Genomic DNA, 23,924 nt, shown 5'->3' on the forward strand with positions numbered 1-23,924 from the left:
AACCCTGGTCGACTGCATACTAAGCGGTCGCTTGCCCCCGGGGGAACAGTTGCGCACGTCACCTGCGCGACGGACGGGCCCGCACGTGCATCCGCTCGCCCTGCGGTCCGAAGAGGCTGAGGAACTCCGCGGGCCCCTCCCCCGTCGATCCGAACCAGTGCGGCACACGGGTGTCGAACTCGGCGGCCTCCCCCGCCGCCATCACCACGTCGTGCTCCGCGAGCACCACCCGCAGCCGCCCGGACATCACGTAGAGCCACTCGTAGCCCTCGTGGGTGCGCGGTTCCGGCTGCTCGTCGCTCTGCGGCACCAGCACCTTGAAGGCCTGCAACCCGCCGGGCTGCCGCGACAGCGGCCAGAAGGTGCGCCCGTGCCGCACCAGCGGCCTGCTCCGCACGCGGGGGTCGCCCACCGGGGGCGCCCCGACCAGTTCGTCCAGGGGCACCTGGTGGGCCTGGGCGATCGGCAGGAGCAGCTCCAGGCTGGGCCTGCGCAGCCCGGACTCCAGCCGGGAGAGGGTGCTGACGGAGATGCCGGTCGACTCCGACAGCGCCGCGAGCGTCACCTCCCGCTCCTTCCTGAGCCGCCTGAGCCTCGGGCCGACCTCCGCGAGCACGTCATCCGTAGTCATGCCCCCATATTGCGGAACCGGCAAAGAAGTTTGTCAATCCCGCACCGGCACCGCGACCGTGACGGCGGAGGTGGTCACCATGACCGAGCAGAGCGGGAACACCGGACGGACCGAACACGACCGGCACATCGAGGGCGCCGAGGACCGCGAGCGGGCCGGGAGCGCCGGCAGCGCCCCGGCGAGCGCGGAGGCCGCCGGGGACGGGCCGTACGAGGTGATCGTCGTCGGCGGCGGCCCGGCGGGACTGTCGGCCGCGCTCGTCCTGGGCCGGTCCCGGCGCCGGACCCTGGTCGTGGACGCGGGCGAGCCGCGCAACGCGCCCTCCGCCCATCTGCACGGGTACCTGTCGCGGGACGGCATGGCCCCGGCCGACCTCCTGGCCGCGGGCCGCGAGGAGATCGCGCGGTACGGCGTCGACCTGGTCCGCGACCGGGTGGTGGAGGTGACCCGCGGCGGCGGCGGCTTCGCCGTCCGGCTCGCCGGGGACGCCCGCGCGGGGGCAGGCCGCACCGTGCACGCGCGGCGGCTCGTCCTCGCGACCGGGCTGGCGGACGAGCTGCCGCCCGTGCCGGGCGTGGCCGAGCGCTTCGGCCGGGACGTGCTCCACTGCCCCTACTGCCACGGCTGGGAGGTCCGCGACCGGGCCTTCGGCGTGCTCGCCACGACTCCGATGAGCGTCCACCAGACGCTGATCGTCTCGCAGTGGTCCAAGGACGTCACGCTCTTCCTGCACACGGTCGGCGAGGAGGAACTGACCGACGAGGACCGCCGCAGGCTGGACACGGCCGGGGTGGACGTCGTCCGGGGCGAGGTGGCCGCCCTGGTCGTCGAGGAGGACCGGCTCACCGGGGTCCGGCTCGCGGGGGACGGCGGGGAGCACGCGCGTGAGGTGCTGTTCGTCGCGCCCCGGCCCGTGCCCAGGACGCAGCTCGCGGTCCGGCTGGGGGCCAGGACGGACCGGACGCCGTTCGGGGAGTACCCGCTGACCGACGAGCGCGGTCTGACGAGCGTGCCCGGCCTGTGGGCGGTCGGCAACGCCGCCGGCTACGCCGAGCAGATCGTGAACGCGGCCAGCCGCGGCTACCGCGCGGGGGCGGCGATCAACATGGAACTGCTGATGACGGACCTCGACGCGGCGGGCCGCCGGTGACCGGCTCCCCCTGCTCCCCCTGCTCCCCCGGCCCCGCCGGGGTCCTGGGGTGACGGTGTCCACGGGCCGGGCCGTCCGGGTGTCGTTGTCGGTGGGGCGTTGCACCATGGCTGCATGCTGCTGACCCGGCTCGCCGACGTGTCCCGGGAGGTCGCCGCCACCTCGGCGCGCTCCCGCAAGATCGCCCTGCTCGCCGGGCTCTTCCGGGAGGCGGAGCCGGACGACGTGCCCGTGGTGATCCCGTATCTGGCCGGACGGCTGCCCCAGGGCCGCCTGGGCGTCGGCTGGAAGGTGCTCGGCCGCCCGGTCGCCCCGGCCGGATCGGCGACCCTGACGGTGCGCGAGGTGGACGCCCTCCTCGGCGAGCTGGGCAGGGTCGCGGGCCCCGGCTCGCAGGCCGAGCGGGTGCGGCTGGTCGAGCGGCTGATGGGCGCGGCCACCGAGCAGGAGCAGCGCTTCCTGCTCGGCCTGCTCACCGGAGAGGTCCGCCAGGGCGCGCTGGACGCCGTCGCCGTGGAGGGCCTGGCCCAGGCCACCGGCGCGCCCGCGGCCGACGTGCGCCGGGCGGTGATGCTGGCCGGGTCGCTGGAGTCGGTGGCGCAGGCCCTGCTCGGGGAGGGGCCGGCGGCGCTGGCGGCGTTCCGGCTCACCGTCGGCCGCCCGGTGCTGCCCATGCTCGCGCACACCGCGTCCACGGTCGCCGAGGCGGTCGGCAGGCTCGGCGTCTGCGCCGTGGAGGAGAAGCTGGACGGCATCCGCGTCCAGGTGCACCGCGACGGCGACGACGTCCGCCTCTACACGCGCACGCTCGACGACATCACCGACCGGCTGCCGGAGGTGACCGAGGCGGCACGGCGGCTGGCGGGCTCGCGTTTCGTGCTGGACGGGGAGGTCATCGCGTTCGACGGGACGGGACGCCCCCGCTCCTTCCAGGAGACCGCCGGCCGCGTCGGCTCGCGGGTGGACGTGGCGGCGGCGGCCGAGGCGGTGCCCGTCTCCCCGGTGTTCTTCGACGCGCTGTCCGTGGACGGCCGCGACCTGCTGGATCTGCCCTTCGCCGAACGGCACGCGGAGCTGGCCCGGCTGACGCCCGAGCCGATGCGGGTGCGCCGCGCCCTCGTGTCCGGCCCCGACGACGTCGCGGCGGCGGAGGAGTTCTCCCGGCAGACCCTGCTGCGCGGCCACGAGGGAGTGGTGGTCAAGGCGCTGGACGCGCCGTACAGCGCGGGGCGGCGGGGCGCGTCCTGGCTGAAGGTGAAGCCCGTGCACACCCTCGACCTGGTGGTGCTGGCCGCCGAGTGGGGCCACGGCCGGCGCACCGGCAGGCTCTCCAACCTGCACCTGGGCGCACGCTCGGCGGACGGCGGCTTCGTGATGCTCGGCAAGACGTTCAAGGGCATGACCGACGCGATGCTCGCCTGGCAGACGGAACGCCTGCGGGAGCTGGCCGTGGACGAGAAGGGGCACGTCGTGACCGTGCGGCCCGAACTCGTCGTCGAGATCGCCTACGACGGGCTCCAGCGCTCGACCCGCTATCCGGCGGGCGTCACCCTGCGTTTCGCCCGCGTGCTGCGCTACCGCGAGGACAAGCGCCCCGAGGAGGCGGACACGGTGGAGGCCCTGCTCGCCGCCCACCCGCAGGTGCGTCCGTGACGGCGGCGGCTCCCCGGCGCAGCGCGGGCCTGCTGCTGTTCCGCCGCACCGGCGACGGACCGCAGGTGCTGCTGGGCCACATGGGCGGCCCGTACTTCGCGAGGAAGGACGCCGGGGCCTGGACCGTCCCCAAGGGCGAGTACGGGCCCGGCGAGACGGCCTGGGACGCGGCCCGCCGCGAGTTCGAGGAGGAGCTGGGGCTGGCGCCGCCCGACGGCGAGGCGATCGCGCTGGGCGAGGTCCGGCAGGCGGGCGGCAAGACCGTCACCGCGTGGGCGGTCGAGGCCGACCTGGACCCGGCGTCCGTCGTGCCCGGCACGTTCGCCATGGAGTGGCCGCCGCGTTCGGGGCGCGTCCAGGAGTTCCCGGAGCTCGACCGGGTGGCCTGGTTCGGGCTGGAGCGGGCGCGCGAGGTGATCGTCACGGCACAGACCGCGTTTCTCGACCGGCTGGCGGAGCACTCGGTCTGAGCGGACGCGCACGCGTTGCGGCCCCGGGCCCGGCGCGGGAAGGTCGAAGCACAGCCAGCTCTTCAGGAGGTCGGTCATGCCCATCGCGACGGTGAACCCGGCGAACGGCGAGACGCTCAAGACGTACGAGGCCATGGACGAGCAGGAGCTGGAACGCCGGCTCCAGCTCGCGCAGGCCACGTTCCGCACGTACCGGACGACGGCGTTCGCGGAACGCGCCCGGCTGCTGAACCGGGCCGCCGACCTGCTCGACGAGGACCAGGACGACATCGGCAGGGTCATGACCACCGAGATGGGCAAGCCGGTGAAGCAGGCGCGCGCGGAGGCCGCCAAGTGCGCCAAGGCGATGCGCTGGTACGCCGAACACGCGCGGGAGCTGCTCGCCGACGAGGAGCCGGCCGCCGCCGACGTGAAGGACTCCGGCGGCTCGCGGGCCCTGGTCCGCTACCGGCCGCTGGGCCCGGTGCTCGCGGTGATGCCCTGGAACTTCCCGCTGTGGCAGGTGGTCCGGTTCGCCGCGCCGGCGCTGATGGCGGGCAACGTGGGGCTGCTCAAGCACGCCTCGAACGTCCCGCAGACCGCCCTGTACCTGGAGGACCTGTTCCACCGGGCGGGCTTCGGCGAGGGCTGCTTCCAGACGCTGCTGGTCGGCTCCGGCGCGATCGACGCGCTGCTGCGCGACGAGCGGGTGAAGGCGGCGACCCTCACGGGCAGCGAGCCGGCCGGCCGGGCGGTCGCCTCCACCGCCGGGGAGATGATCAAGAAGACGGTGCTGGAGCTGGGCGGCAGCGACCCGTTCGTGGTCATGCCCTCGGCGGACGTCGACCGGGCCGCGCAGGTCGCGGTGACCGCGCGGGTGCAGAACAACGGGCAGTCGTGCATCGCCGCCAAGCGGTTCATCGTTCACACGGACGTGTACGACGCGTTCGCCGAGCGGTTCGTGGCGGGCATGGCGGCCCTGAAGGTCGGCGACCCGCTGGCCGAGGACACGGAGGTGGGTCCGCTGGCCAGTGAACAGGGCCGGGCGGACCTGGAGGAGCTGGTGGACGACGCCCGGCGCGCCGGGGCGGCCGTGCTGTGCGGGGGCGAGCGCCCCGAGGGGCCCGGCTGGTACTACCCGCCGACGGTCCTGGCCGGTGTCACGCGCGAGATGCGCGTCCACCGGGAGGAGGCGTTCGGGCCGGTCGCGACGCTGTACCGGGCGGCCGATGTCGACGAGGCGGTCCTCATCGCCAACGACTCGCCGTTCGGGCTGAGTTCCAACGTGTGGACGCGCGACGAGGCCGAGGTCGACCGTTTCGTCCGGGATCTGGAGGCCGGCGGGGTGTTCGTCAACGGGATGACGGCGTCCCATCCAGGCTTCCCGTTCGGCGGGGTGAAGCGGTCCGGGTACGGCCGTGAGCTGTCGGGGCACGGAATCCGGGAGTTCTGCAACATCACCACGGTTTGGCACGGTGCGTGAGCGTCGCGCGGCTACGATCCCGGGTGTGAACCGCGAAGTGACTCTGCCTCTGATCGTCGACGACCGCGGGACCTTGCAGGTGGCCGCGGCCGACGTGAGCAAGCTGCTCCGGACGCTGGGAGGGCGGTGGCTGCACCTCGTCGAGGCGGGCGCGGACGGACTGGACGAGGACACGGTGGCCGCTCTTACCATCGAACTGGCCAAGCTGGCCGACCGCATCGACGTGGCCTGTATCGCGCACAGCAGCGGGGGCGCGCCGTAGCGGTCCGCTCCGCAGCCCGGCGCGACCGGCCCCCGCGCACCCGCCCGTCCGCGGCCGCGGCCCTACCGGATGGGCATCCCGGAGAGCGTCCGCGCGATCACCAGGCGCTGGATCTCGCTGGTGCCTTCGAAGATCGTATAAATTGCGGCGTCGCGGTGCATGCGCTCCACCGGGTACTCGCGGGTGTAGCCGTTGCCGCCGAGGATCTGGATCGCCTGCGCGGTGACCTTCTTCGCGGTCTCGCTGGCGTACAGCTTCGACATCGAGCCCTCGGCCGCCGTGAACGGCTTGCCGTTGACCGCCATCCACGAGGCGCGCCAGACGAGCAGCCGCGCGGCGTCGATCTGGGTGCGCATGTCGGCGAGCTGGAAGGCGACGCCCTGGTTGTCGATGATCGGGCGGCCGAACTGCTCACGGGTCTTGGCGTAGTCGAGGGCGACCTCGTAGGCGGCGCGGGCCGTGCCGACCGCCATCGCGCCCACCGCGGGGCGCGAGGCCTCGAACGTGGCCATCGCCGCGTTCTTCACCCGCTCGCCGCCCGACTTCGCCCGCTCGCGCGCCCGCGCCAGCCGCTCGTCCAGCTTGTCCTTGCCGCCCAACAGGCAGGAACCGGGGACGCGCACCTGGTCGAGGACGACCTCGGCGGTGTGCGAGGCGCGGATGCCGTGCTTCTTGAACTTCTGGCCCTGGGTCAGCCCCGGCGTGCCCGGCGGGACGATGAAGGAGGCGTGCCCCTTGGAGCCCAGCTCGGGGTCGACCGCCGCGACGACGACGTGGACGTTGGCGATGCCGCCGTTGGTGGCCCAGGTCTTGGTGCCGTTGAGCACCCACTCGTCCTTGGCCTCGTCGTAGACGGCCCGCGTGCGCAGGGAGGCGACGTCGGAGCCGGCGTCGGGCTCGGAGGAGCAGAAGGCGGCGACCTTGACGTCGTTGGCGTCGCCGTACATCTGCGGGATCCAGGTGCCGATCTGCTCCTCGGTCCCGTTGGCGAGGACGCCCACGGCGGCCAGCCCGGTGCCCACGATGGACAGGGCGATGCCCGCGTCGCCCCAGAACAGCTCCTCCATGGCCATCGGGATGCCGAGCCCGGTGGGGTCGAAGTACTGCTGCGCGTAGAAGTCGAGGGAGTAGATGCCGACCTTCGCGGCCTCCTGGATGACCGGCCAGGGAGTCTCCTCACGCTCGTCCCATTCGGCGGCCGCGGGGCGGATGACGTCGGCCGCGAAGCCGTGCAGCCAGTCCCGGACCTCCTTCTGTTCGTCGTTGAGCTCCATGGTGAACTCGGCCATGTCCCCTCCAGCGGCGGAACGTGCGTGTTACTAGCGGTAACTGGAGAGTCTGTTACCGGTCGGTAGGAAAAGTCAACTCCTGATGACGGCCCCGGAGCCCCGCGGCCCGTTCGATGCCAGGCTGCTGCCAGGTGTTAGTTTGCGCAGGCGTCACCGAACAAGCACGGGTGGGGAGAGCACATGGACACCACGCAGCGGACCGAGCAACAGCGGTCCGCCGACCGCCGACGGCGCGAACTGCTGGAGGCCGCCGACCGGGTGGTGCTCCGCGACGGCCCACAGGCCTCGATGAACGCCATCGCCGCCGAGGCCGGCATCACCAAGCCCATCCTCTACCGCCACTTCGGCGACAAGGGGGGACTGTACGCGGCCCTCGCCAAGCGGCACACCGACGCGCTGCTCGACTCGCTGCGGGCCGCCCTCGACGCCCCGGCGGAACGCCGGGAACGGGTCGAGGCGACGCTCGACACCTACCTGGCCGCCATCGAGGCCCGGCCGCAGGTGTACCGGTTCCTGATGCACCCCTCGGACGGCTCGGCCGGCGAGCAGGGGTTCGACGTCGGCAAGCACTCCGCGCCGCTGCTGCGCCGGATGGGCGAGGAACTCGCGCAGGTCATCGAGGACCGGGTCGACCTCGGGCCCGGCAGCCAGCAGCTCGCGCGGGTCTGGGGCCACGGCATCGTCGGGATGATGCACGCGGCCGGCGACTGGTGGCTGGGCGAACGGCCCTGTTCCCGCGCGGAGCTGGTGCGCAGCCTGGCCGACCTGCTGTGGGGCCGCCTCGCCGCGGCCGGCGACCGGGTCGGCGGCCCCGGCTTCTGAACCGCCGGGCCGCCGCGCCGGCCGCCGCACCGGCTCAGCCGCTCCACGCCGCCCGGCGCACCTGACGGGCCAGTCTGCGCCCGCGCAGGCCCGTAACCCGGTCCGCGTACACCCGGCCGTCCAGATGGTCGGCCTCGTGCTGCAGGCAGCGGGCGAAGAACCCGGTGCCGGGCACGGTGACCGGCTCGCCCGCCGCCGTGAAGCCCTCGACCACCGCCTCGTCGTAACGCTCCGTCCCCGCCTCCAGGCCCGGCAGGGACAGACAGCCCTCCGGGCCGCGCAGCACGAGGCCGCCCGCCGCGACCAGCGTCGGGTTCACCACATGGCCCAGGTGGCGGACGTCGTCGTCGTCCGGGCAGTCGTAGACGAACACCCGCAGCGGCACGCCGACCTGGTTGGCCGCCAGGCCGACGCCGCGGGCCGCGTACATCGTGGCGAACATGTCCTCGACGAGCCGGGCCAGTTCGGGGCCGAAGCCGGTGACGTCCTCGCAGCGGGCCCGCAGCACGGGGTCGCCGAGCAGGGTGAGGGGCCGGACGCGCCCGTGGGCGCCCGGGATGGAGCGGTGTCGCATGCCGGCAAGGGTACGGTCCTCCGTGACACGCGCATGCCGTCCACGGACGGGAGGCGGTCCCGGGATTCGGGAGTGCGGGGGGATCTCGATAGGCTGACCGCCTACCACGTTGCCGTACGGCAGAGGCGCGGCGCGTACGCAAGGAGGATCGAGAACTGATGGCAGGCAACTCGGACCCGCTCACGCCGCGGGCCAAGATCGCCGTGACCGCCGGCAAGGCGGTCGCGGCGGCGTCGCGCGCCGCGGGGCGCGGCAGCGGTTCGGTGATCGGCGGCCGGGTGGCGCTCAAGCTCGACCCCGACCTCCTCGCCCGGCTCGCCCAGAACCTGGACGTCGTCCTCGTCTCGGCGACCAACGGCAAGACGACCACCACCCGGCTGATCGCCGAGGCGCTGCGCGCCGCCGGGCCGGTCGTGTCCAACGCGCTCGGCGCCAACATGCCGGCCGGCATCACCTCCGCCCTCGCGGGCGGCTCCGACGCCCGCTACGGCGTCATCGAGGTCGACGAGAAGTACCTCGCGGGCGTCGCCCGGGACACCGCCCCCAAGTGCATCGCGCTGCTCAACCTCTCCCGCGACCAGCTGGACCGCGCCGCCGAGACCCGCATGCTCGCGGAGAACTGGCGCGAGGGCCTCGCCGGTTCCAAGGCGGTCGTCGTCGCCAACGCCGACGACCCGCTGGTGGTGTGGGCGGCCTCGTCCTCCCCCAACGTGGTCTGGGTCGCCGCCGGGCAGATGTGGAAGGACGACGCCTGGTCGTGCCCGTCCTGCGGCGGCGTCATGCAGCGTCCCGGCGACGACTGGTTCTGCGGCGAGTGCGGCTTCCGCCGCCCGACGCCCAGCTGGGCGCTCAGCGGCGACCACGTCCTCGACCCGCACGGCTCGGCCTGGCCGATCCACCTCCAGCTGCCGGGCCGCGCCAACAAGGCCAACGCGGCCTCCTCCGCCGCCGTGGCCGCCGTCTTCGGGGTGCCGCCGCAGGTGGCGCTGGAGCGGATGTACGCGGTGCAGGCCGTCGCCGGACGCTATGACGTCGTCCAGTTCCAGGGCCGCGACCTGCGCCTGCTGCTGGCGAAGAACCCCGCGGGCTGGCTCGAGACGTTCAGCCTGATCGATCCGCCGCCGACCCCGGTGATCCTCTCGGTGAACGCGCGCGGCGCCGACGGCACCGACACCTCCTGGCTGTGGGACGTCGACTACACCCGGCTGACCGGTCACCCGATCTTCGTCGTCGGCGACCGCAAGCTGGACCTGGCGGTCCGCCTGGAGGTCGCCAACCAGCACTTCCAGGTGTGCGAGAACCTCGACCAGGCCGTGCAGCAGGCGCCGCCGGGCCGGATCGAGGTCATCGCGAACTACACCGCGTTCCAGGACCTCCGCCGCCGCGTCGGCAACTGACCCGAAGGACGATCCCATTCCCATGAGCGACAACCAACTGCGGCTGGTGTGGATCTACCCGGACCTGCTGAGCACCTACGGCGACCAGGGCAACGCCCTCGTGGTCGAACGGCGGGCCCGCCAGCGCGGGCTGGACGTGGCCCGGCTCGACGTGCGCAGCGACCAGCCGATCCCGACCTCCGGCGACATCTACCTGATCGGCGGCGGCGAGGACCGGCCGCAGCGGCTCGCGGCGGAGCGGCTGCGCCGTGACGGCCACCTGTACCAGGCGGTGAACAACGGCGCGATCGTCTTCGCGGTCTGCGCCGGCTACCAGATCCTCGGCCACGAGTTCGTCAACGACCTCGGCCAGCGCGAGCCGGGTCTGGGCCTGCTGGACGTGACGACGACGCGCGGCGAGGGCGAGCGCTGCGTCGGCGACGTCCTGGGGGACATCGACCCGCGGCTCGGCCTGCCCCCGCTGACCGGGTTCGAGAACCACCAGGGCATCACCCACCTCGGCCCGACCGCCCGCCCCCTCGCCCGTGTCACGCTCGGCAAGGGCAACGGCACCGGCGACGGCACCGAGGGCGCGTACAACGACACCGTGTTCGGCACCTACATGCACGGCCCGGTGCTGGCGCGCAACCCGCTGATCGCGGACCTGCTGCTGAAGCTGGCCCTCGACGTCAACGCGCTCCCGCCGATCGAGGACCACTGGTACGAGGCGCTGCGCAACGAGCGCATCGCGGCCGCCCAGCAGCCCGCGTGACCTGTATGTTCACCTGATTTCCCGGACGCCGGCGGCAGCCCGTATGACGCCGCGTCCGCACAGGTGAGCAGGCACGTCCAGCAGGCGGACGCGTTCTTCGGCCCCGCCCCCTCCTGACGCTAGGGTGGCGGGGATTCGAGCCGGACAGCGTGGTCCGGACCGGCCCTCGTGAAGAAGGTTGTTTCGGGCTATGCGCATTGGTGTCCTCACGTCCGGCGGCGACTGCCCCGGCCTGAACGCCGTCATCCGGTCCGTCGTGCACCGCGCCGTCGCCGACCACGGCGACGAGGTCATCGGCTTCCGGGACGGCTGGAAGGGCCTCCTGGAGTGCGACTACCTCAAGCTCGACCTCGACGCGGTGAACGGCATCCTCGCCCGCGGCGGCACGATCCTCGGTTCCTCCCGCGTCCAGCCCTCGCATCTGCGGGACGGCGTGGAGCGCGCCCGGGGCCATGTCGAGGAACTCGGCCTCGACGCGATCATCCCGATCGGCGGTGAGGGCACCCTCAAGGCGGCCCGGCTGATGTCCGACAACGGGCTGCCCATCGTGGGCGTGCCCAAGACCATCGACAACGACATCGCCGTCACCGACGTCACCTTCGGCTTCGACACCGCCGTGGGCGTCGCGACCGAGGCCCTCGACCGGCTGAAGACCACCGCCGAGTCGCACCAGCGGGTGCTGGTCGTCGAGGTCATGGGACGGCACACCGGCTGGATAGCGCTGCACTCCGGCATGGCGGCCGGCGCGCACGCCATCGTCGTGCCGGAGCGGCCCTTCGACATCGAGGAGCTGGCCCGCCGGGTCGGCGCGCGGTTCGAGGCGGGCAAGCGGTTCGCGATCGTCGTCGCGGCGGAGGGCGCCAAGCCCGCGCCCGGCGGCATGGCCTTCGACGAGGGCGCCAAGGACGTCTACGGGCACGAGCGGTTCGCCGGGATCGCCCGCCAGCTCTCCATCGAGCTGGAGTCGCGGCTCGGCAAGGAGGCCCGGCCGGTCATCCTCGGCCATGTGCAGCGTGGCGGCACGCCGACCGCCTACGACCGGGTGCTGGCCACCCGGTTCGGCTGGCACGCGGTGGAGGCCGTGCACCGGGGCGAGTTCGGTCACATGACGGCGCTGCGCGGCACGGACATCGTCATGGTGCCGCTGGCCGAGGCCGTCGAGACGCTGAAGACGGTTCCCGCGCAGCGGTACGAGGAGGCCGAGACCGTCCTGTAGCGCGCGACGGGCCACGACGGCGGGCCGCCCCCGGTGACAGTGATCGCCGGGGGCGGCTCTACTCTTGGGGCGGCAGGAAACGTACAACCCCCCACGAATCAGGAGCCGGCGCAATGGATCACGGCGGGCACGGCATGACCATGGATCTGCCGCCGTTCACGCTGGGACGCGGTCTTCACTGGTCGGCGGACCCGTTCTTCCTCGTCGCCTGCGCGGTCGGCCTCGGCCTGTACGGCTGGGGCGTGCTGCGGCTGCGCCGGCGCGGCGACTCCTGGTCGGCCGGGCGGACGGTGTCGTTCGTCGTGGGCGTGCTGACCGTCGCGCTGGTGACGTGCACCCGGCTGAACGACTACGGCATGGTCATGTTCAGCGTGCACATGGTGCAGCACATGGTGATCAGCATGCTGTCGCCGATCCTGATCCTGCTCGGCGCGCCCATGACGCTCGCGCTGCGCGCGCTGCCGGCCGCCGGCCGGGGCCGCAAGGGGCCGCGCGAGCTGCTGCTGATGCTGCTGCACAGCCGGTACATGCGGATCGTCACCCATCCCGCGTTCACCATCCCGCTGTTCATCGCGAGTCTCTACGCGCTGTACTTCACGCCGCTGTTCGACTTCCTGATGGGCTCGAAGACCGGGCACCTGGCGATGATGGTGCACTTCCTGGCCGTCGGCGTGGTGTTCTTCTGGCCGATCATCGGCGTGGACCCGGGGCCGAACCGGCCGGGCTACCTGATGCGGATGCTGGAGCTGTTCGCGGGCATGCCGTTCCACGCGTTCTTCGGCATCGCGCTGATGATGGCGTCGCAGCCGATGGTCTCGACGTTCGAGCATCCGCCCGCCTCGCTCGGCATCGACGCGCTCTCCGACCAGAACGCGGCCGGAGGCATCGCGTGGGCGTTCAGCGAGGTCCCGTCCGTGCTGGTGCTGATAGCGCTGCTGTTCCAGTGGTACGGCTCCGAGCAGCGGCAGGCCAGGCGCAAGGACCGCGCCGCGGACCGCGACGGGGACCAGGAGCTGGAGGCGTACAACGCCTATCTTGCGTCACTCGACGCACGCGGGCGCTGAACGCGGGGCACCATGGAGGGGGACGCGCCCTGCGCAGGGGCGGCCCCTAGGAGGGTGTCGCGATGGCCGGAACCACGGACAGTTCCACGAAGACCATGGGGGTGCTCACCGTCGGCGGGCTCGTCATGGTGACCGCCTACACGGTGGCGCTCGGCAGCAACGGCTGGCTGTGGTTCGGCTGGGTCGTGCTGGGGCTGATCACACTGGCCCTGGTGGTGACGAGAACGGGCTGATCAGCCGGGGGCGAGCCGGCCCGCCGAGTGGACGCCCGGCTGGTACTTCGGCAGCCGGGCGGTGATCTTCATGCCCGCCCCGAGCGCGGTCTCGATCACGAGGCCGTGGTCGTCGCCGTAGACCTGGCGCAGCCGGTCGTCCACGTTGGACAGGCCGATGCCGCCGGACGGGCTGGCCTCGCCGGCCAGGATGCGGCGCAGCACGACCGGATCCATGCCTGCGCCGTCGTCCTCGATGACGACCAGGGCCTCGGCGCCCGCGTCCTGCGCGGTGATCCGGATGTGGCACTTGTCGGCCTTGCCCTCCAGCCCGTGCTTGACGGCGTTCTCCACGAGCGGTTGCAGGCACAGGAACGGCAGGGCCACCGGCAGGACCTCGGGGGCGATCTGGAGGGTGACGGCGAGGCGGTCGCCGAAGCGCGCCCGGACCAGGGCCAGGTAGTGGTCGATGGCGTGCAGTTCGTCGGCGAGGGTGGTGAAGTCGCCGTGCCTGCGGAACGAGTAGCGGGTGAAGTCGGCGAACTCCAGGAGCAGTTCGCGGGCGCGCTCGGGGTCGGTGCGCACGAACGAGGCGATCACGGCGAGCGAGTTGAACACGAAGTGCGGGGAGATCTGGGCGCGCAGGGCCTTGATCTCGGCCTCGATGAGCCGGGTGCGGGACCGGTCGAGGTCGGCCAGCTCCAGCTGGACGCTCACCCAGCGGGCCACCTCCCCGGCCGCCCGGACCAGGACGGCGGACTCGCGGGGCGCGCACGCGACGAGGGCGCCGTGCACCCGGTCGTCGACGGTGAGCGGGGCCACCACGGCCCAGCGCACGGGACAGTCGGCGTGCTCGCAGGTGAGGGGGAAGGCCTCGCCCCGGCCGCTCTCCAGGGGACCGGCCAGCCGCTCCATGATCTCGGTGCGGTGATGGGATCCCACTCCGTCCCAGGCCAGCACCTCCTGCTGGTCGGTCAGGCACAGCGCGTCCGTGCCGAGCAGGGTGCGCAGCCGGCGGGCCGATCTGCGGGCCGTCTCCTCGGTGAGGCCGGCCCGCAGCGGGGGCGAGGCGAGGGAGGCGGTGTGCAGGGTCTGGAAGGTGGCGTGCTCGACGGGAGTGCCCAGGCCGCCCAGGCTCTGCGGGCGGGCGGTGCGGCGGCCCAGCCAGAAGCCGGCGGCGAGGAACGGCAGGATCGCGATGCACACGCCCGCGAGGAAGCCGCTCACGCCCCCGCCTCCGCGGCCCGCAACTCGTCGGTGCGCAGTTCCTCCGGCAGGTGGAAGCGGGCCAGGATCGCCGCCGTGCCGGCCGGGACGCGCCCCGGCGTGGCCAGGGACACCAGGACCATGGTGAGGAAGCCGAGCGGCACGGACCACAGGGCCGGCCAGGCGAGCAGGGCGTGCACGGAGCCCGTGCCGGGCAGGCCCGCCATGGTCGCCGCGACGGCGACGAAGGCCGACCCGCCGCCCACCAGCATCCCGGCGGCCGCGCCGGGCGGGGTCAGCCGCCGCCACCAGATGCCGAGGACCAGCAGTGGGCAGAAGGAGGACGCCGACACCGCGAAGGCCAGCCCGACCGCGTCGGCGACCGGCAGGCCGCCGACCAGGAAGCTCGCCGCGAGGGGCGCGGCCATGGCGAGCCCGGTGCCCAGCCGGAAGTGCCGTACGCCCCGGGTGGGCAGCACGTCCTGCGTGAGGACGCCCGCCACGGCCATCGTCAGCCCGGACGCCGTGGACAGGAACGCGGCGAACGCTCCGCCGGCGATCAGTGCGCCGAGCAGGTCCCCGCCGAGGCCGCCGATCACCCGGTCGGGCAGCAGCAGGACGGCGGCGTCGGCGTCGCCGCTGAGGGCCAGTTCAGGGGTGTAGAGGCGGCCGAGGGCGCCGTAGAGCGGGGGCAGGAGGTAGAAGGCGCCGATCAGTGCGAGGACGGCGACGGTGGTGCGGCGGGCGGCGACCCCGTGCGGGCTGGTGTAGAAGCGCACGACGACGTGCGGCAGGCCCATGGTGCCGAGGAAGGTGGCGAGGATCAGCCCGTAGGTGGCGTACAGCGGGCGTTCCTCGCGGCCGGCGGCCAGGGAGGTCGACATGCCGCCGTTGCTGCCGCGCTCGGCGGCGGGGACGGCGGCGCCGCGGGCGAAGGTGAGGCGCGCGCCCTGTTCGATGTGGTGGGAGCCCGCGGGCAGCCGCAGCACGGCGCCCTCGTAGGGGTGGCCGTCGACCGTGCCGTCCACCGTGACGGTCAGCGGGCGCTCCAGTGCGAGGTCGAGGGTGGCGTCGACGCGGACGACGCGCTGGTCGCGGAAGGCGGGCGGTTCCCCGAAGGCGCCGCGGGGGGCGCCGTCGCCGTGCCAGGCGAGTGCCAGGAACAGGGCGGGGACGAGGAGCGCGGTGAGCTTGAGCCAGTACTGGAAGGCCTGTACGAAGGTGATGCTGCGCATGCCGCCCGCGGCGACGGTCGCCGTGACCACGACGGCGACGATGACCCCGCCGAGCGAGTCGGGGGCGCCGGTCAGCACGGTCAGCGTCAGTCCCGCGCCCTGGAGCTGGGGTATGAGGTAGAGCCACCCCACGCCGACGACGAAGGCGCCCGCGAGCCGTCTGACCGCCTGCGAGGCGAGGCGGGCCTCCGCGAAGTCGGGGAGGGTGTAGGCGCCCGAGCGGCGCAGCGGGGCGGCGACGAACAGCAGCAGCACCAGATAGCCGGCGGTGTAGCCGACCGGGTACCAGAGCATGTCGGGGCCCTGCACCAGGACGAGGCCGGCGATGCCGAGGAAGGAGGCGGCGGAGAGGTACTCGCCGCTGATGGCGGCCGCGTTGAGGCGGGGGCCGACCGTGCGGGAGGCGACGTAGAAGTCGGAGGTGGTGCGGGAGATGCGCAGGCCGAACGCGCCGACGAGCACGGTCGCGACCACGACCAGGGCGACGGCCGGGACGGCGAAGGCCGGGTTCACCGGTCCTCGACCAGGCGCACGAGGTCGCGTTCGTTGCGCTCGGCGCGGTGCACGTACCAGCGGGCGAGCAGGACGAGCGGCGCGTAGAGGCAGAAGCCGAGGACCGCCCACTGGAGGCGGTGGGCGTCGGGCATCGCCGCGAACAGCAGGGGCAGCGGGCCGACGAGGAGGGCGAGGACGGCGAACACCGTGAGGGCGGCGCGCAGTTGGGAGCGCATCAGGGAGCGGACGTAGGTGTGGCCGAGAGTGGTCTGCTCGTCGATCTCGGTGCGCGGGCGGTGGTGGCCGGAGGGCTGGGGGTGGCGGCCGCGGGAGCGCTGCCGGGCGTGCGGGAGGGTGCGGCGGGCGGGGCCGGTGACGACGACGCGGCGTTCCGCGGGGTCCTGGTGGGGCACGGCTACGGCCTCCGCATCAGCAGGTCGCGCAGTTCGCGGGCGTGGCGGCGGCTGACCTGGAGTTCCTCGCCGCCGACCAGGACACTCACCGTGCCCGCGTCCAGGCGCAGTTCGCCTATGTGACGCAGGGCGACGAGGTGGCGGCGGTGGATGCGGACGAAGCCGCGGGCGCGCCAGCGCTCCTCCAGGGTGGACAGCGGGATGCGGACGAGGTGGCTGCCGCGGTCGGTGTGCAGGCGGGCGTAGTCGCCCCGGGCCTCGACGTGGGTGATGTCGTCGACGGCGACGAAGCGGGTGACGCCGCCGAGTTCGACGGGTATCTGGTCCGGGTCGGGCTCGTGCACGGGGATGGGCGGGGCGGCGCCGCGCAGTTCGGCGGTCCTGCGTTCGACGACCCGGCGGACCGCCTCGGCGAGGCGTTCCTTGCGCACGGGCTTGAGGACGTAGTCGACGGCCTTGAGGTCGAAGGCCTGGACGGCGAAGTCCTCGTGGGCGGTGACGAAGACGACCAGGGGCGGTCGCGCGAAGCCGGTGAGGAGGCGGGCGAGGTCGAGCCCGTCGAGGCCGGGCATCTGGATGTCGAGGAAGACGACGTCGACGGCCTCGGGGCCGTGCGGTCCGGACTCCAGGGCCCGGTTGATGCGGCGCAGCGCCTCGGTCGCGTCGCCGGCGCCCTCCACGCTGCCGACGCGGGGATCCGCGGTGAGCAGGTAGAGCAGCTCTTCCAGCGAGGGACGTTCGTCGTCGACGGCGAGGGCGCGCAGCATGAAGGTGGAGTGTAGGGGCGATCGGCGCCGCTGGACACGTACGGGGGTGCGGGCGGCCGTGCTGTCCTACAGTGCCCGCATGAGCAGCGCGCCCGCCCCGTTCGACGAACTCGACCGGAAGATCATCAACGCTCTGATGGCGAACGCCAGGACGAGTTTCGCCGAGATCGGCACCGCGGTCGGTCTGTCGTCGACGGCCGTCAAGCGCCGGGTGGACCGGCTGCGGGAGACCGGGGTGATCACGGGGTTCACGGCGACCGTGGAGCCGTCGGCGCTGGGCTGGCGCACCGAGGCGTACGTGGAGGTGTACTGCGAGGGCGCCGCACCTCCCCGGCGGCTGGCGGAGGTGGTGCGCAACCATCCGGAGATCGCCGCGGCGATGACGGTGACCGGCGGCGCGGACGCCCTGCTGCATGTGCGGGCGCGGGACGTGGAGCACTTCGAGAACGTGCTGGAGCGGATCCGGGCCGAGCCGTTCATCCGCAAGACGATCAGCGTGATGGTCCTGTCCCACCTGCTGCCGGACGCCCCGGAGGCGGGCGCGACCCAGCCCGCTCCCGAATAAACCTCCGGCGGCGCACCAAGCCTGCGTTTCCCCGGATCATCACGCAGCATTACTGCGCGGACACGCAATGCTCCTCGCTTGTCGTGCGTGGCTGTCAGTTCCTACCGTGGTGTCAACCCTCAGTCGACACCCGCAGGGAAAACGGAGGACCCCCTCTGTGTCCGAGACCCGTGTGCGGCGCCCCCGGCGCTTCCTCGTCTGCGAACCGCGGCATTTCGCCGTCCAGTACGCGATCAACCCCTGGATGCGTCCCGACAGCCCCGTCGACGCCGACCTCGCCCGGGAGCAGTGGCAGACGCTGATCCGCGCCTACCGCGACCACGGCCACACGGTGGACACCGTGGAACCGGCCCCCGGTCTGCCCGACATGGTGTTCGCCGCGAACTCGGCCGTGGTCGTCGCGGGCCGGGTCTTCGGCTCCCTCTTCCACGCGCCCGAGCGGCGGCCCGAGTCCGATCACTACGACACCTGGTTCCGCGCGGCGGGCTACGAGGTCCACCGGCCCACGTCCGTCTGCGAGGGCGAGGGAGACCTGGTGTGGACCGGCCGTTACGTGCTGGCCGGCACCGGGTTCCGCACCACGCGGGAGGCGCACCGGGAGGTGCAGGAGTTCTTCGGCCACCCGGTGATCAGCCTGACCCTGGTGGACCCGCACTTCTACCACCTCGACACGGCGCTGTTCGTCCTCGACGGCGGACACGACGGAAACATCGCCTACTACCCGGAGGCGTTCTCCGCCGGCAGCCGCGCGGTGCTCGCCGGGTTGTATCCGGACGCGGTCCTCGCCACGCGCGACGACGCCATGGCGTTCGGTCTGAACTCGGTCTCCGACGGTCGCCATGTCTTCATCGCGCCGCAGGCCGAGGCGCTCGCCGCGCGGCTCGGCGAGCGCGGCTATGTCCCCGTCCCCGTCGACCTCTCGGAGTTCCGGAAGGCCGGCGGCGGCATCAAGTGCTGCACCCAGGAGATCCGTTCATGACCGCACCCGTCGTGCCCGTCCGCTCCTCCGCCGCTCTGATCCGCGCCGAGGAGCCCGTCCTCGCGCACAACTACCATCCGCTGCCCGTGGTCGTCGCGAGGGCCGAGGGCGCGTGGGTGGAGGACGTCGAGGGCCGCCGCTACCTCGACATGCTGGCCGGCTACTCGGCCCTCAACTTCGGCCACCGTCATCCGGCGCTGATCGAGGCGGCCCACCGCCAGCTGGACCGGCTCACGCTGACCTCCCGCGCGTTCCACAACGACCGGCTGGCCGGGTTCGCCGAGCGGCTCGCGCGGCTGACCGGCCTGGACATGGTCCTGCCCATGAACACGGGCGCCGAGGCGGTCGAGAGCGCCGTCAAGGTGGTGCGCAAATGGGCGTACGAGGTGAAGGGCGTGCCCGCCGACCGGGCGACGATCGTGGTCGCCGCGGACAATTTCCACGGCCGCACCACGACCATCGTGAGCTTCTCCACGGACGAGACGGCCCGCACCGGATTCGGACCGTTCACGCCGGGTTTCCGCGTCGTCCCGTACAACGACCTGGCCGCGCTGGAGGCGGCGGTCGACGAGACGACGGCGGCGGTGCTGATCGAGCCCATCCAGGGCGAGGCGGGCGTCATCGTGCCCGACGACGGCTATCTGACCGGGGTGCGGGAGCTGACCCGGCGCAGGAACTGCCTGTTCGTCGCGGACGAGATCCAGTCCGGTCTCGGACGCACCGGCCGGACGCTGGCCGTGGAGCACGAGGGGGTGACCCCCGACGTCCTGCTGCTGGGCAAGGCGCTGGGCGGCGGCATCGTACCGGTGTCCGCGGTGGTGGCGCGGCGTGAGGTGCTGTCGGTGCTGCACCCCGGGGAGCACGGCTCGACCTTCGGCGGCAACCCGCTGGCCGCGGCCGTCGGCACGGCGGTGGTGGAGCTGCTGGAGACGGGCGAGTTCCAGCGCCGGGCGGCCGAGCTGGGCGTCGTCCTGCGGGACGGGCTGTCCGGGCTGGTCGGCAGGGGCGTCGTCGGCTTCCGGGCCAGGGGGCTGTGGGCGGGCGTCGACGTCGACCCGGCGCTCGGCACCGGCCGCGAGGTGAGCGAGCTGCTCATGCGGGAGGGAGTGCTGGTCAAGGACACCCATGGCTCGACCGTCCGGCTGGCCCCGCCCCTGACGATCACCGCCGAGGAACTGGCCGGCGCGCTCGCCTCGTTGGAGAAGGTGCTGACGCGGGGGGCCTGAACGGCGGCGCGGCGCGGCCGGCGCTCGGGTGGCCCGGTCGCTGTCGTGCGGGCAGTGTGAGGACTGGGTCAGGAGGTGGCAGACCACTCTCGGCGACAGAGAGGTCGACGTGGGCGCACACGATGAGGACGACGTTGCCCGTCGGCGGTTCGACGTGGCGGACACCGCCCCCCTGCTGCTGGACACGCGGGGAGTGGTCACGAGCTGGACCAGGGACGCCGAGCGCCTGCTGGGCTACCCGGCCTCCGAGGCGGTGGGCGAGGACATGTCCCGTCTGCTCGCGCACGGGGACGCCGGACGGGTCCCCGACGTCCTGGAGCGGTGCCGGCGGGAGGGCGGGTGGGCCGGGCTGCTGTCCGCCCTGCGCCGGGACGGCCGGCCGGTCCCGGTCATGGCCCGGATCACCTCGGCGCACGAGCCGGGCGGCCGGGCGCGCTGGCTGGTGATGCTCAACGAGATGGGCGACGCGCACGGCTGGAGCATGAGCCGCTCGGTCCTGGAGCAGATGGTCGGCGGCGCCCCCGTCGGCATAGCGATCGTGGACACCGACCTGCGCTACGTGTGGTCCAACGAGGCCCTCTCCGCGTTCGGCGGGGGCCCGCCCGAGCTGCGGCTGGGGCTGCGGATGGCCGACGTGCAGCCCGGTCTGGACTCCGAGGCCATCGAGGCGCGGATGCGGCAGGTGCTGGAGAGCGGCGAGCCCGTCGTCGGCTACGAGCAGGTGGGGCACGTCCGCGCCGCGCCGCACCGGGAGACCGCGCACATGCTGTCGTTCACCCGGCTGGAGGACGACCACGGCCGTCCGATGGGCGTCTACTACACGGTCGTCGACATCACCGACCGCCACCGCGCCAGGCAGCGGCTCGCGGTGCTCGACAGCGCGAGCCGGCGCATCGGCAGCAGCCTGGACATCGGCCGCACCGCCCAGGAGCTCGCCGACGCGGCCGTGCCCGGGTTCGCCGACGTCGTCGCCGTCGACCTGCCGGAGCGGGTGCTGCGGGGCGCCGAGCCCGCGTCGGCCACGACAACGGACGAGCCCGGCGACCACGTCCGCCTGCGCAGAGCGGGCCACCGCACGACCGGAGCCCTCGAGGACGACGACCCCGGGGGCGGGGCCGGCGGCGGGACCGGGCTCCCGGATCTGGGGGGCGACGCGAGCGGCGACGGCGAGGAGGAGGGGCCGCCCGTGGTCGTCTACCGGGGGGACTCGCCGCCGGTGCGCTGTCTGGTCGGCGGGCGGCCCTGGCGGGCCGACCGGCTGGACCCGGCCGCCGAGGACTGGCTGCCGCGGCTGCCGGCCGGGTCCGAGCCGCCCAGCGCGCTGATCGTGCCGGTCCGGGCCCGCGGCACGATCCTCGGCGTCACCACGTTCCTGCGGGACGGCCGGCGCGAGCCCTTCGACGAGGACGATCTCGTCCTGGCCGAGGATCTCGTCTCGCGGGCGGCCGTCTGCGTCGACAACGCCCGCCGCTACACGCGGGAGCGCGACGCGGCCCTGGTGCTCCAGCGCAGCCTGCTCCCCCGACGGCTGCCCGAGCAGGACGCGGTGGAGGTGTCCGCCTGCTACCGGCCCGCCGACGAGCTGACCGGGCTCGGCGGCGACTGGTACGACCTGATCCCGCTGTCCGGGGCCCGCGTCGCCCTCGTGGTCGGCGAGGTGCCCGGACACGGCATCGACGCGGCGGCGGCGATGGGCAGGGTCCGCACCGCCGTGCGCACCCTCGCCGCCCTCGACCTGCGGCCCGAGGAGATCCTCGCCCACCTCGACGACCAGGTGGCCCGCATGGACCAGGAGGAGGACGTGACCGCGGGCCCCCGGACCGAGGGCGTCCGGGCGGCGGGGTCCGCGTGCGTGTACGTGGTGTACGACCCGGTCGACGGGCGGTGCGTGATGGCGGCGGCGGGACATCCCGCCCCGGCCGTGGTCGCCCCCGACGGCGCCGTCACGTTCGTCGACCTGCCCCAGGGGCCGCCGCTCGGCGCGGGCGGCCCGCCGTTCGAGTCGACCGAGGTGATCCTGCCGGAGGGCGCCACCCTCGCGCTGCACACGGACGGGCTGCTGGCCCGCGGCGAGCAGTGGGCGCTGGACAGCGACCGGGAGCGGCTGCGGCGCGCGCTGGAGCGGTCCGCGGGCGCCCTGGACCTGCGCTGCCGGACCGTGATCGACGCCCTCGTGCCCGCCCGGCCGCACGACGACGTCGCGCTGCTCATGGCCCGCACCCGGCGGCTGAGCCCGGACCGGGTCGCCGACTGGGAGCTGCCCGCCGAACCGTCGGCGGTCGCCGAGGCCCGCAAGACCGCGAGCCGCCGGCTGGCTCAGTGGGGGCTCGAGGACCTGTCGTTCACCACCGAGCTGGTGGTCAGCGAGCTGGTCACCAACGCCATCCGGCACGGGAGCGGACCGATCCGGCTGCGGCTGATCCGCGAGCGCACCCTGGTCTGCGAGGTCTTCGACGGCGGCGCCACCGCACCCCACCTGCGCCATCCGCGGGCCACCGACGAGGGCGGCCGCGGGCTGCTGCTGGTCTCCCAGGTGAGCCGGCGCTGGGGCACCCGGTTCCTGCCCGAGGGCAAGGTCATCTGGGCGGAGCAGTCGCTCACCGGCCCCGACGGGTGACCGCCGGGCCGACCGCCGAGCCGATGGGCGGCACACCGTGAGAAAATGGCGCGAAACCGGCGGATGGGGCGCGAGCCATGAACGACACGGCGATCGACTACGCGGCGGTGTTCCAGGCCCTGCCCGGCATGGTGGCGCTGCTGACGCCCGAGCTGGTGTACGCCGACGTCAACGCCGAGTTCCTGCGGGTGACGGGCCGCAGCCGCGAGCAGATGATCGGCCGGCACCTCTTCGAGGTCTTCCCCGACAACCCCGACGACGGTTCCGCGAACGGCATGCGCAACCTGGAGGCCTCCCTGCGCCGGGTGCTGGCCACCGGCGAGCGGGACGCGATGGCCCTCCAGCGCTACGACGTGGAGTCGGCCGAGCGCCCCGGCGAGTGGGACGAGCGCTACTGGAGCCCGGTCAACGCGCCGGTCCTCGGCCCGGACGGGTCGGTGGTCCTGCTGGCGCACCGCGTCGAGGAGGTCACCGAGCTGATCCGGGCGCGCGGCGGGCGGGCGGCGGACGGGCACGGGAGCGGGGCGCGGTCCGGCAGCCGGGGCCGGGTCCTGGAGGCCGAGCTGTACACCAGGGCCCGGGAGCTACAGGAGCTCAACGAGCGGCTGCGCCTGGCGCACGCGCGCGAACGCGAGGTGGCGCTGGCCCTCCAGGAGGCGATGCTGCCGGCCCGCCGTCAGGGGGGTCACCACCGGGCGGCCGTGCGCTACCGGCCGGCGGTCGGCTCGCTCAACGTGTGCGGGGACTGGTACGACCTGGTCGACCTGGTCGGCGGACACCGTATCGGCGTGTCCGTCGGCGACGTGGTGGGACACGGCCTGGAGGCCGCCGGGGTGATGGGCCAGCTGCGCAGCGCGCTGAGCGCGGCCTCCCGGGTGGCGGAGGGCCCGGCCGAGGCGCTCAACGTGCTCGGGCGGTACGCGCACGTCGTGGACGGCGCCGAGTCGGCCACCGCGGTCACCACGTTCATCGACTTCGACCACCGCACCATCGCCTACAGCAGCGCCGGGCACCCGCCGCCGGTCCTCGTCCACGCCGACGGGCGCGTGGAGTTCCTCGACCGGGCCACCGACCCGCCGCTCGACGCCCTCCCCGACCCGGTCCCGAGGACCGAGGCGAGCACCTCGTACGACACCGGCGCCACCCTCGCCCTGTACACCGACGGACTGGTGGAACGGCGGCGGGAGGACATCGACACCGGTCTGAACCGCCTCGCCGACGCCCTGGCCCGGCATCGCGCCGCCGAGCCCGAGGCCCTCGCCGACGCGGTCCTGTGGGAACTCCTGCCGACCGGCGGCGCGACCGACGACACGGCCCTGGTCGTCGTGCGGCTGTGACGGGACGAGCCCGAGGGGGCCGGATCGGCACGGTTCCGGCGGTCGCCGCCTGCCCCTACACTGACACCCCACGCCACGCCGGTTGACCTGCTGGAACACGGCGGCGAGCCGATCCGCCGGACACGAGGAGC

23 protein-coding genes are annotated in these 23,924 nt (G+C 73.6%); 16 read left to right on the top strand and 7 right to left on the bottom strand.

The genetic code is table 11. From position 1 onward, the window contains the following. Nucleotides 1–58 precede the first annotated feature (58 nt). Nucleotides 59–631, bottom strand: coding sequence for a helix-turn-helix domain-containing protein (locus OG802_RS04825; RefSeq protein WP_329407506.1), 573 nt, complete (start codon nt 629–631; stop codon nt 59–61). Between the two features lie 79 nt (nt 632–710). On the opposite strand from OG802_RS04825, the gene OG802_RS04830 reads away from it, so the two are divergent. The 5 genes from OG802_RS04830 to OG802_RS04850 all read left to right on the top strand — a co-directional run bounded on the left by OG802_RS04830 (nt 711) and on the right by OG802_RS04850 (nt 5,628). Further along, nucleotides 711–1,781 (top strand): NAD(P)/FAD-dependent oxidoreductase, encoded by a 1,071-nt coding sequence (locus tag OG802_RS04830; protein WP_329407508.1) that lies wholly within the window; start codon nt 711–713, stop codon nt 1,779–1,781. A gap of 114 nt (nt 1,782–1,895) precedes the next feature. Next, nucleotides 1,896–3,434 (top strand): ATP-dependent DNA ligase, encoded by a 1,539-nt coding sequence (locus OG802_RS04835; RefSeq protein ID WP_329407509.1) that lies wholly within the window; start codon nt 1,896–1,898, stop codon nt 3,432–3,434. Continuing rightward, nucleotides 3,431–3,904 carry an NUDIX domain-containing protein gene (locus OG802_RS04840; RefSeq protein ID WP_329407510.1) on the top strand — a complete coding sequence of 158 codons (474 nt, stop codon included), beginning with the start codon at nt 3,431–3,433 and terminating at the stop codon, nt 3,902–3,904. Before OG802_RS04835 ends, OG802_RS04840 begins: the two co-directional genes overlap by 4 nt. Nucleotides 3,905–3,980: 76 nt before the next feature. Continuing rightward, nucleotides 3,981–5,366, top strand: a complete 1,386-nt coding sequence (locus tag OG802_RS04845; protein WP_329407512.1) for an NADP-dependent succinic semialdehyde dehydrogenase — start codon at nt 3,981–3,983, stop codon at nt 5,364–5,366. Nucleotides 5,367–5,391: 25 nt separating this feature from the next. Beyond that, nucleotides 5,392–5,628 (top strand): DUF6213 family protein, encoded by a 237-nt coding sequence (locus tag OG802_RS04850; RefSeq protein WP_028807142.1) that lies wholly within the window; start codon nt 5,392–5,394, stop codon nt 5,626–5,628. A 62-nt stretch (nt 5,629–5,690) separates the two neighbouring features. Here OG802_RS04850 and OG802_RS04855 read toward each other — a convergent pair whose 3' ends face one another. Then, complete coding sequence (locus OG802_RS04855) at nt 5,691–6,917, bottom strand: acyl-CoA dehydrogenase family protein (protein WP_329407515.1); 1,227 nt, start codon at nt 6,915–6,917, stop codon at nt 5,691–5,693. Between the two features lie 180 nt (nt 6,918–7,097). Between OG802_RS04855 and OG802_RS04860 the strand changes: the two genes are divergently transcribed. Then, nucleotides 7,098–7,739: a TetR family transcriptional regulator gene (locus OG802_RS04860; protein WP_329407517.1), complete on the top strand. Its 642-nt coding sequence runs from the start codon at nt 7,098–7,100 to the stop codon at nt 7,737–7,739. Between the two features lie 34 nt (nt 7,740–7,773). Here OG802_RS04860 and def read toward each other — a convergent pair whose 3' ends face one another. Further along, on the bottom strand, nt 7,774–8,313 hold the full coding sequence (gene def / locus OG802_RS04865; RefSeq protein ID WP_329407518.1) for a peptide deformylase: 540 nt from the start codon (nt 8,311–8,313) through the stop codon (nt 7,774–7,776). Between the two features lie 158 nt (nt 8,314–8,471). On the opposite strand from def, the gene OG802_RS04870 reads away from it, so the two are divergent. From OG802_RS04870 to OG802_RS04890, 5 genes are all read left to right on the top strand, one after another. Continuing rightward, nucleotides 8,472–9,710 (top strand): MurT ligase domain-containing protein, encoded by a 1,239-nt coding sequence (locus OG802_RS04870; protein ID WP_329407520.1) that lies wholly within the window; start codon nt 8,472–8,474, stop codon nt 9,708–9,710. A gap of 22 nt (nt 9,711–9,732) precedes the next feature. After that, complete coding sequence (locus OG802_RS04875; protein WP_329407523.1) at nt 9,733–10,461, top strand: type 1 glutamine amidotransferase; 729 nt, start codon at nt 9,733–9,735, stop codon at nt 10,459–10,461. A 190-nt stretch (nt 10,462–10,651) separates the two neighbouring features. Beyond that, entirely contained in the window at nt 10,652–11,677 is a 1,026-nt protein-coding gene (locus OG802_RS04880) for a 6-phosphofructokinase (RefSeq protein ID WP_329407524.1), read from the top strand. A gap of 113 nt (nt 11,678–11,790) precedes the next feature. Beyond that, nucleotides 11,791–12,741 (top strand): cytochrome c oxidase assembly protein, encoded by a 951-nt coding sequence (locus tag OG802_RS04885; protein ID WP_329407525.1) that lies wholly within the window; start codon nt 11,791–11,793, stop codon nt 12,739–12,741. A 62-nt stretch (nt 12,742–12,803) separates the two neighbouring features. Next, entirely contained in the window at nt 12,804–12,974 is a 171-nt protein-coding gene (locus OG802_RS04890) for a hypothetical protein (protein ID WP_329407527.1), read from the top strand. On the opposite strand, the gene OG802_RS04895 is transcribed toward OG802_RS04890, so the two are convergent. The 4 genes from OG802_RS04895 to OG802_RS04910 are packed head-to-tail and all read right to left on the bottom strand — an operon-like array spanning nt 12,975 to nt 17,069. Next, nucleotides 12,975–14,180, bottom strand: a complete 1,206-nt coding sequence (locus tag OG802_RS04895; protein WP_329407529.1) for a sensor histidine kinase — start codon at nt 14,178–14,180, stop codon at nt 12,975–12,977. Then, nucleotides 14,177–15,907, bottom strand: a complete 1,731-nt coding sequence (locus OG802_RS04900) for a sodium/solute symporter (protein ID WP_329407530.1) — start codon at nt 15,905–15,907, stop codon at nt 14,177–14,179. The genes OG802_RS04895 and OG802_RS04900 overlap by 4 nt, the downstream gene beginning before the upstream one ends. Beyond that, the gene (locus tag OG802_RS04905; protein ID WP_329407532.1) at nt 15,904–16,302 is read right to left on the bottom strand and encodes a hypothetical protein; all 399 of its coding nucleotides are present in this window, start codon (nt 16,300–16,302) and stop codon (nt 15,904–15,906) included. The genes OG802_RS04900 and OG802_RS04905 overlap by 4 nt, the downstream gene beginning before the upstream one ends. A 2-nt stretch (nt 16,303–16,304) precedes the next feature. Next, nucleotides 16,305–17,069, bottom strand: coding sequence for a LytR/AlgR family response regulator transcription factor (locus OG802_RS04910; protein WP_329407534.1), 765 nt, complete (start codon nt 17,067–17,069; stop codon nt 16,305–16,307). A gap of 79 nt (nt 17,070–17,148) precedes the next feature. Here OG802_RS04910 and OG802_RS04915 point away from each other — a divergent pair, with 79 nt between their 5' ends. The 5 genes from OG802_RS04915 to OG802_RS04935 all read left to right on the top strand — a co-directional run bounded on the left by OG802_RS04915 (nt 17,149) and on the right by OG802_RS04935 (nt 23,793). Continuing rightward, nucleotides 17,149–17,634: an Lrp/AsnC family transcriptional regulator gene (locus tag OG802_RS04915; protein ID WP_329407536.1), complete on the top strand. Its 486-nt coding sequence runs from the start codon at nt 17,149–17,151 to the stop codon at nt 17,632–17,634. Between the two features lie 157 nt (nt 17,635–17,791). Further along, nucleotides 17,792–18,613, top strand: coding sequence for a dimethylargininase (gene ddaH / locus OG802_RS04920; RefSeq protein WP_329407539.1), 822 nt, complete (start codon nt 17,792–17,794; stop codon nt 18,611–18,613). Continuing rightward, nucleotides 18,610–19,839, top strand: a complete 1,230-nt coding sequence (gene rocD, locus OG802_RS04925) for an ornithine--oxo-acid transaminase (protein ID WP_329407540.1) — start codon at nt 18,610–18,612, stop codon at nt 19,837–19,839. The genes ddaH and rocD overlap by 4 nt, the downstream gene beginning before the upstream one ends. Nucleotides 19,840–19,948: 109 nt before the next feature. Further along, entirely contained in the window at nt 19,949–22,456 is a 2,508-nt protein-coding gene (locus tag OG802_RS04930; RefSeq protein WP_329407542.1) for a SpoIIE family protein phosphatase, read from the top strand. Between the two features lie 77 nt (nt 22,457–22,533). Beyond that, a complete protein-coding gene (locus tag OG802_RS04935; RefSeq protein ID WP_329407543.1) occupies nt 22,534–23,793 on the top strand; it encodes a PP2C family protein-serine/threonine phosphatase in 1,260 nt (419 codons plus the stop codon). Nucleotides 23,794–23,924 lie beyond the last annotated feature (131 nt).

Source organism: Streptomyces sp. NBC_00704 (genome assembly GCF_036226605.1).
Classification (GTDB): Bacteria; Actinomycetota; Actinomycetes; order Streptomycetales; family Streptomycetaceae; genus Streptomyces.

Bases quoted from the DNA above. Each gene is read 5' to 3' on its own strand.
- OG802_RS04825 (WP_329407506.1), bottom strand. From the start codon at position 631: ATGACTACGGATGACGTGCTCGCGGAGGTCGGCCCGAGGCTCAGGCGG.
- OG802_RS04830 (WP_329407508.1), top strand. From the start codon at position 711: ATGACCGAGCAGAGCGGGAACACCGGACGGACCGAACACGACCGGCAC.
- OG802_RS04835 (WP_329407509.1), top strand. From the start codon at position 1,896: ATGCTGCTGACCCGGCTCGCCGACGTGTCCCGGGAGGTCGCCGCCACC.
- OG802_RS04845 (WP_329407512.1), top strand. From the start codon at position 3,981: ATGCCCATCGCGACGGTGAACCCGGCGAACGGCGAGACGCTCAAGACG.
- OG802_RS04855 (WP_329407515.1), bottom strand. From the start codon at position 6,917: ATGGCCGAGTTCACCATGGAGCTCAACGACGAACAGAAGGAGGTCCGG.
- OG802_RS04860 (WP_329407517.1), top strand. From the start codon at position 7,098: ATGGACACCACGCAGCGGACCGAGCAACAGCGGTCCGCCGACCGCCGA.
- def (WP_329407518.1), bottom strand. From the start codon at position 8,313: ATGCGACACCGCTCCATCCCGGGCGCCCACGGGCGCGTCCGGCCCCTC.
- OG802_RS04870 (WP_329407520.1), top strand. From the start codon at position 8,472: ATGGCAGGCAACTCGGACCCGCTCACGCCGCGGGCCAAGATCGCCGTG.
- OG802_RS04875 (WP_329407523.1), top strand. From the start codon at position 9,733: ATGAGCGACAACCAACTGCGGCTGGTGTGGATCTACCCGGACCTGCTG.
- OG802_RS04880 (WP_329407524.1), top strand. From the start codon at position 10,652: ATGCGCATTGGTGTCCTCACGTCCGGCGGCGACTGCCCCGGCCTGAAC.
- OG802_RS04885 (WP_329407525.1), top strand. From the start codon at position 11,791: ATGGATCACGGCGGGCACGGCATGACCATGGATCTGCCGCCGTTCACG.
- OG802_RS04890 (WP_329407527.1), top strand. From the start codon at position 12,804: ATGGCCGGAACCACGGACAGTTCCACGAAGACCATGGGGGTGCTCACC.
- OG802_RS04910 (WP_329407534.1), bottom strand. From the start codon at position 17,069: ATGCTGCGCGCCCTCGCCGTCGACGACGAACGTCCCTCGCTGGAAGAG.
- OG802_RS04915 (WP_329407536.1), top strand. From the start codon at position 17,149: ATGAGCAGCGCGCCCGCCCCGTTCGACGAACTCGACCGGAAGATCATC.
- rocD (WP_329407540.1), top strand. From the start codon at position 18,610: ATGACCGCACCCGTCGTGCCCGTCCGCTCCTCCGCCGCTCTGATCCGC.
- OG802_RS04935 (WP_329407543.1), top strand. From the start codon at position 22,534: ATGAACGACACGGCGATCGACTACGCGGCGGTGTTCCAGGCCCTGCCC.